At 42.5% G+C, this 7,467-nt stretch carries 6 protein-coding genes and 1 pseudogene; 4 read left to right on the top strand and 3 right to left on the bottom strand.

Features of this window, described 5'->3' with window-relative positions:
• Positions 1-85 precede the first annotated feature (85 nt).
• The 3 genes from PG897_RS22330 to PG897_RS22320 all read left to right on the top strand — a co-directional run bounded on the left by PG897_RS22330 (position 86) and on the right by PG897_RS22320 (position 1,900).
• Entirely contained in the window at positions 86-385 is a 300-nt protein-coding gene (locus PG897_RS22330) for a hypothetical protein (protein WP_270829429.1), read from the top strand.
• Between the two features lie 785 nt (positions 386-1,170).
• On the top strand, positions 1,171-1,578 hold the full coding sequence (locus PG897_RS22325) for an H-NS family histone-like protein (RefSeq protein ID WP_270829427.1): 408 nt from the start codon (positions 1,171-1,173) through the stop codon (positions 1,576-1,578).
• 61 nt (positions 1,579-1,639) lie between these two features.
• Entirely contained in the window at positions 1,640-1,900 is a 261-nt protein-coding gene (locus PG897_RS22320) for a hypothetical protein (protein ID WP_016351259.1), read from the top strand.
• A 75-nt stretch (positions 1,901-1,975) separates the two neighbouring features.
• On the opposite strand, the gene PG897_RS22315 is transcribed toward PG897_RS22320, so the two are convergent.
• Positions 1,976-2,803: a Fic family protein gene (locus tag PG897_RS22315; RefSeq protein ID WP_270829430.1), complete on the bottom strand. Its 828-nt coding sequence runs from the start codon at positions 2,801-2,803 to the stop codon at positions 1,976-1,978.
• A gap of 66 nt (positions 2,804-2,869) precedes the next feature.
• A pseudogene (locus PG897_RS22310) lies at positions 2,870-3,103 on the bottom strand (DUF4172 domain-containing protein); the annotation flags it as partial.
• A gap of 1,033 nt (positions 3,104-4,136) precedes the next feature.
• On the opposite strand from PG897_RS22310, the gene PG897_RS22300 reads away from it, so the two are divergent.
• Complete coding sequence (locus PG897_RS22300; protein ID WP_058053333.1) at positions 4,137-5,009, top strand: hypothetical protein; 873 nt, start codon at positions 4,137-4,139, stop codon at positions 5,007-5,009.
• On the opposite strand, the gene PG897_RS22295 is transcribed toward PG897_RS22300, so the two are convergent.
• A partial coding sequence (locus PG897_RS22295) for a DEAD/DEAH box helicase (RefSeq protein WP_270829425.1) occupies positions 4,995-7,467 on the bottom strand: 2,473 nt, incomplete at its 5' end. The genes PG897_RS22300 and PG897_RS22295 overlap by 15 nt on opposite strands.

Raw genomic sequence — 7,467 nt, 5'->3', positions numbered from 1 at the left:
ACCATTTGATCATATGACAAGATGTGTATCCACCTTAACTTAATGATTTTTACCAAAATCATTAGGGGATTCATCAGAGCTCAGCATGCTCGTAAAAGGGGTTGTGCCAACAGAACAGGTTATTGACATTCTCTGTGATGTCTGTGGTCGCAGTACAAAAACAACTTTTGGAACCAATGAATTTGGCACCCTATCGGCGGATTTTGGGTATGGTTCCCGTCACGATGGTGAACGTTACAAGGTGCATCTTTGTGAAATGTGTTTTTTCGGTACACTCGCAACAGTGAGGGAGATGCATCGCGGAGATCATATTTTTGACGATGACTATGAGGCTGCAAACCCAGACACATTTGGGCGTGATTATTCTAATAGGGAAATAATATGAATGATATGCTCCCATATTCGAGTTTGTCTGGAGAGAAATGTTTCTTATCATCTGTACTGCCGCTAATACGCAAGATTTTATTGAGGCGTGTTTCACGCCAAGCAATAAAGAGTCACACTAAGTAATAAAGTTGCATGCTTAGTAATCAGGAACCAAAAGGTTCCCGTTGCCACGAAGGATTCGTTGGGATAACCCCTTGAACCCGAAATCGAAGTGGTTACCTGTGACTGTTGACTAGCGGCTTAACCTTGTCATAGAATTAATGCATAGGGAGAGTCGCTGCCATAAGTGCGAAGTTGAAACAAGGGTGAGTCGCTACCCTGAGTGCGAAGTTGAAAAAATGCTGAAACCCTGCCCCGTTGCGGGGTTTTTTGCTTTCTGGAGACATGGATGTGTAGTGGCCCAGTCATCCAAGACTACCTCTTAAGTTAAGAGGGGTGAAGTGTCTGGATCCTCAAGGGGCCAATCTAAAATTTCTTATCATCGACTCATTCTGTGAGCCAATGATATTGTCCTATCGGCTCATTTCGTGAGCCGATCAAGATCGTTCATCGGCTCATCTGGTGAGGTGGTCTCAACGCTCACTACCACCTAGATTTAATTTTTGGCTATATAGTTTTATAGCAGGTTGGAGTTAGGCCACTAAACAGCTCCAAACACCATTTAGCTCACGACTTTTAAAATATGCTATTTTCCGAATCCTCTTGGTGCCAAAAACAGTGGTGCTAATGCTGGGGTTGAGAGATAATTTCACTGATATAAAAATGTGATACATGAGGATAAAAATGAACGATTTTTTGAAAACTTTGTTGAATATCCGTAGTCTGCGAGCTGCATTGCGTGAGTTGTCATTTGAGCAACTGGTCGAAGTTAAAGAAAAATTGGATGAGGTTTTTGCTGAGCGTGAGCAGCAAGAAACCAAATTGAGAGAGGAATCTGCCGAGCGCCTGCAAAAATTGGCTGAGTTTACCGCGATGCTGAAAGACGCTGGCATCGATCCGAGCGAGCTGGTTGGTACTGCAACCACTGCAAAAGCAGAGGGTACAGTAAAGAGCAAGCGCGCTCCTCGTCCTGCAAAGTATCGCTACACCGAGGATGGTCAGGAGAAGACCTGGACTGGCCAGGGCCGCATGCCCAAGGCCATCGCAGAAGCAGTTGCGGCTGGAAAAGCACTGGATGACTTCTTGATCTAATGCGCAGAGCCCATGCCTGCTCGGCGTGGGCCTTTAATTCTATCTGTAGTAGGAGCACTGTATGGGGAGGACATTGGAGGATATGATTTCATCCGAATCACCCGAGGTTGTCCAGAGAGCCAAGGCGCTGGCCGAAGAGCAACTGGTACGTCTCAGTGTGACCAAACTGCTTTCAAATCTCGGGACGGGTGATGTTCCTGAAATTGATGCCGATGTTCTAAATAGTTTATTGTCGCTCAAAAGGTCTGTTGAGAGATATGACTGTCGGCTGAGTTTACTCGTTCATATGCCTGACGGCACTCATCATGGTGTCAACATTTAACTAAATAGCATCATTGGTACGTTAATCGCAGATCTCATCTACCAAATGAAATCAACGCCCCATGGTGATGCTTTTTCAAACTTCCTCGGTGTGCAAGCGGATTTGATAGCGTGTATTGCGTCCGCCACCAGGTAATTTCTCAATACATCCCTTTTCCACCAATGCAGCCAGATGGCGTGTGGCCGTGGGCTTACTGACTCCGGCGACTTTTTGATATTGACTGGCACTGATGCCATTTTCAAAACCCTGTTCGCCGCCATCCAGTAAACGATTCAGCACTTTGGTTTGATCTGGACTCAGATCGTCATGACAGTGCCGCAACCAGAAAAATGTCTTGGCGAGAGAACGATCAATCACCTGTAATGCCAGCTCTATGGAGTAATCCAGTGTGTCGAGGAACCAACAAATCCAGGAGGTAATATCCAACGAGCCCTTCTGTGCTGACCCCAATGCCCGATAGTAGTCTGCCCGCCGTTCTAGAATTGCAACTGACATGGCATAGAGTCGGATACTGTGGCTGTCAGTCTGTGACAGCGCGAGATCGGTCAGTGCCCGCGTGAGCCGCCCATTACCATCATCAACGGGATGCAGGGTCACGAACCAGAAATGGATGATTGCCGCACGAAGAAGGGGATCCATCGTGGGGTCATGCCGAGTCTGGTTAAACCAGAAGATAAACGCGGCCAGTTGATCGTCAAGGGCAGCTCTGGGTGGTGCCTCAAAATGCACGATGGGGCGATCAACACGCCCAGAGACAACCTGCATCGGCTCATCTCCTCGCAACTGCCCTACATTCACTGGCTGTACCGACCATTCGTTGACAGGGAACAGCCAACGATGCCATTGGAAAAGTCGTTCAATTGTCAGTGGTTGTTCATGGTTGTCGATGGCATCCAACATCATGGCCGCGAGCCCCTCTGAGCGATCTGACACGGGATAGGACGGAGTTTCTGATCCCCCTAACCGCCTAGCCAGGGAAGAACGCACGGATTGGGCATTGAGACGCTCACCCTCAATAGCGGATGAGGAGATGATGTTAGCCAGTAACGTATCCAACGTTTGGTCGGAGTTCCCCAATCTGGAATGACTACCTATTAGCATTCCCAGCCTGCGTTGAGCATGCCGTAATCTGGGCAATACCTCGCTATCCTGCCAACGAAAATGGGGCCAATCAGCTTGTTGCCAAATCCAAAATGGTTCCATTATTTCCTCATCCAACGTGCTAGGGTCTCAATAATGAGCAGACCCAGCTCATCATTCGGCTCAATGTTAGAGTCGAATATAACACATGCAGCAGACCAGCAGAGCTGGTAGTGAGGAGGGAGATACAGGCTGAAAATCTCAGACCGGAGCTGATAAAAAACTGGATTTATTGCTGCTGGGTGGCGCTACAGCAATCAGTAGATAGACAAGGCGGGAGCTCGTTTTCGTTTCGAATGGTTCATGTGAGCTTGCAGCTTGCGCTGCATGAAGCCACGCACACGCAGATGCCGTCTGGTCTGCTCATTCATATGCCTGACGTTACTCACTAATATTGGGATGCCAGTCTAAGCCACCAGAAGAGAAGAATCGAACCACCGAGTAGATTGCCTGCCAAATATTTCCAAGAGCGATCTGACAAGAACAAAATCGCCCCCAGTATCGTTATCAAACCCCAGAGATAGGGCATGAGCAGTACATATAGGCCAGTCAGTGAGTATTCATCGTTAAACCAGTCATAGACAGGCTGAATGAACAGGATCGATGCATTCAAGAGGTGATAGAGCATGAACAACACGAATACCCATGTTCTCTCTGTCTTCGCGGCTGCGCTCACTTTAGTTCCCCTTGGAATGGATAGCTGAGTTCAATGACGATCAAAAATGGCTTGTAGGCAAAGCGCTTGTAGTGTTGAAGAACAAGCCAGCTTCTGAAACCGGACGCTAGGCCGTAGAGCTGGACTCTTCCGGCCACATACATATTTACACATTTCGATGTAAATTGAGAGTGTTTTCATAGAAACTACAAAAGCACTTGATTAAAATAAATGGATGCAAGTGCATTCATGTTTTCATTCTAGTAAAAAGTCTTGAGTGAAATTAGAGGTGTTATTTGCATAATACATGAAACTATAAAAATAGTTCTTATATGTTTTACAATCAGTTATACCCATGCTACTATTCACTGTGTATTTATACAGTTCTCGTTTGTTGAGTAATTCATCTTTTTAGAAAGATATATGTCCGAGGTTAAAATTATGAGTAAAATGAAGAAGGCTATAAGTGTTCTTTTCTTTTCCATAGAGGCCAAAGACTCTTTTTTCAATGATTTCATTTCGAATGTGATTGCGAATGTGGACAACGCCCTTCCTACAAGGGTATTCAATGTTAGGGATAAAAAGTATCTGCTTAAAACATCCATGCTCCCCGGCTCATCAGGAAGGGATGAATATTTTATAACTGTAGTAAGAGAGAGAAACACTTGGCAAGTTAAAGCAAGTAGAGATGGTAAAATTTCAGGCACTGCATCAAACCAGGGTATAATTGGTGACCCGTATTTTTTCTTTGTCGTCCCAAAGGCAAAAATTCTACTTGGATTTACGTCTGGCCCTAATGGCAGCCTAAAGGGGGTCGGAAAGGCTTTATTAGAGCAGTTCAATTATGACAGAGGAAATAGTATAAGGCTGAATTTCATTCCAAAGGAGAAAGAGTTCTCCACACTGAAGGAGTTACCTGAATATAGCAGTCTTCACTTCAAAATAAATTCCTCATCATTATCCGATGTGTCTGATGACGCCCCAAAACTTATCAGAGATTTAAGTTCTGCTCCTTATATCGAGAGCAATATGCAGTTGGCATTAGACCTTGTGTTTGATGAGTCATCAAATTCTGCCTTTTCAAAGGATAACTTGCTTGAGATTGTCAGCTATCTATCCGAGCATGATGGATGTACCGTACTAAAAGTTAAAGGTGTCAGTAGCGATGGCTCCCCAATAAGCTTAGACTTTGGAAACGCATTTTATAACTACCGGACAGAAATTCAAACACGACAAAAATTTATTGATGAAGAATCATCAATAAAAGTGTTAGATGCCGCCATGCTCGACTATCGAAAGTCATTCAGAAGCTAGCAACTTAAGTAATTCCTTCTTTATTATTGGATGAATGGTTGACATCTGGTTAGTATGATAAAGCTCTAGAAGAGCATTCGTTGAATGTAACTCAATATCTCTTGGAAGCACTTGATGAATTTCAATTGCCGCCTCTCTAGATAAACCAAAGTTAATTAGACTTATTATTCTGTCATCACTGGCACCGACCTCTATGAATGAGTGAAGTTTTACGCTTGATAAGTCTACCCCTTTCTTCAACAATACTGTTGAAAGCAATACTTGATAGCAGCGTAGTGCATTTGAAAGACGAAAGGTTATGTCGTTATTGATAACCCTTATTACATTTCTAACTGATGTGTTAACGCTCGTTGCTTGCTCTATATTGGCTCTATTCCAATTGATTTGTTCTGTTATAATATCCTTTAATCTTTTTCCCTTAATCCACTTCTTTGTTATTAGGCATATATAATCGAGTGGATAGTTTTCAGTTGGGATGTAGATGCCAAACTGCTGTAGTTTACTGCTAACCCTAAGTAATGTTTCATATAACTCTGCTGATTTTGGATGCGGTAAAATCCAGTCATCATAAGACGACAATGCGTTTAGATAATCAAATAGCTTATTTTGTTGAATATAGCCAACAGTAGGGCTAGCCTCAAGCGTAAATGGAGTGATTCGTAACTTACCATACGCCATCTTGATCTCTCGCTCAAGAAGGGATAAATCTTGCCGACTTAACTGAAGTTCATTAGCACTGAATGTTTTATCCAATTCATCCCGAGCATACTCTTTGATTAGTTTATTAGATATCATGTAGTAACGATATTGGTTTTCTTCATCATGAGGATACCTACCCTGAAGAGCGCTAATGACATTAGATAAGTCTTCGTTTAGAGTTTTAAAATATGTTGGTATCTTTTCCTCTTTGCCTTGCTCATCATCAAAATAATCGTCAAACTGCCAAACGTCAGGCTGAACCATAAATACATTGCCAGAAAAGTGTTGCAGCATTCTTCCTGCTCGGCCCGTGATATTGTTAATTTTTACATCTTCAACTCGCTCTGATTTCTGATTCATTATTGGCTGTATTGGATTCTTCATGAAAAGATTTTTAGCTGGCAGATTAACACCCTCAGCAAGGGTACTCGTACATGCTATATATTTTATATGATCATCTTTAGCTAGGTTCTCTACCATAATTCGAATAGAGCTAGGTAATGGGCCATAGTGAAACGCAACCCCCTTCCTTAGATTATTAGCAAGTGAAAAGTCACTATGAATAAACTTTTCTACGTAGTCAGCAGCCTCACTCAACAATTCATTATCAAGATTTTGAGGAATCAGTTTGGCAATGTCATCTGCAATTTTCTCACAATCAGCAGTTCTGCTTCTGTATATTATATTGCTATGTCCATGCCCCAACTTAAATACAATATCCGCCAAGTTTTTATCCTTGAATCCTTTGGGTATTGTTTTAACATTATTTGAATTATGCCTAGATATAACTAAAGACTTCCCCTTTGGCATAACCGATATTAAAATCTTCGACACTGGTGAGTGGTTTGTTATTTCTTTTTTGAATTCAATCTCTCCAAATATTGTAGAAAATGCATCTTGGTAGTTTTCAGCTGGCATGCTGATGATTACTTGGGGGAAGCTATCTTCAAGCAACCTCTCTATCGCAAGGTGGAGTAGTACCCCCCTGCTTTTATCTGAGATATTGTGTGCTTCATCTATAAATAGATAGTTGAAATATATATCACCACGCTGTAGAAGCTCATATAGCCTTTCTTGAGTCATGACAAAGAAAGTCTTGCTCCCAAAATCACCTTCTTTAGGTACGGAACAGATTTCAATATCGTTCTCTACATTGTTATCTTGGGCTAATTTATAAAGTTTCCCAGCAACTTCCGAAATCAATGCCCTAGTCGGTACGACTATAGCTGCAAATGCGCCATCAGACTCAGCGAGCCTCTTTAATAGATAGCTCAGAATAATATGAGTCTTACCAGCAGATGTTGGTGCAACAGTTATAATATCTTCATCTGAAGATAGATTAACCCATAAAGATCGCTGATAGTCAGTTAAAGGAAAATCGAGGTCGTCGACAGTATTTAAACGCTCTCTGAAATCCATTTGAGCCTCTGAATAAAAGTTGTATGAAAAATTAACACTAGGATATCTTTTACTCAAGAGCTTGATATTCGGAAAATCCCCAGCGTTAGTGAACATATTTCGTGCGATGGGGACTAAGTCTGGATACTGGTCGGCACAAATATCTAATAAAATTGAAAGTATAATTGCACCTTCATTTCTTATTTTTTCGTCACTAGACTTATAGAATACTTGAGCTGATGTTATAAGTTTTTTTACTTCCTCTCTTTCTACGAGTTCGGTAGTTCGCGAATTCAACTTCGAAGTGCGACACTCGCCTATGCCGCCTGACGGTACTCTTCGAATACCTTGACAGGCTGCC

Source organism: Aeromonas sp. QDB20 (genome assembly GCF_027707805.1).
GTDB lineage: Bacteria > Pseudomonadota > Gammaproteobacteria > Enterobacterales > Aeromonadaceae > Aeromonas > Aeromonas dhakensis.
The sequence above is the reverse complement of the archived record's forward strand: the minus strand, read 5'-3'. Positions and strand labels throughout refer to the sequence as shown.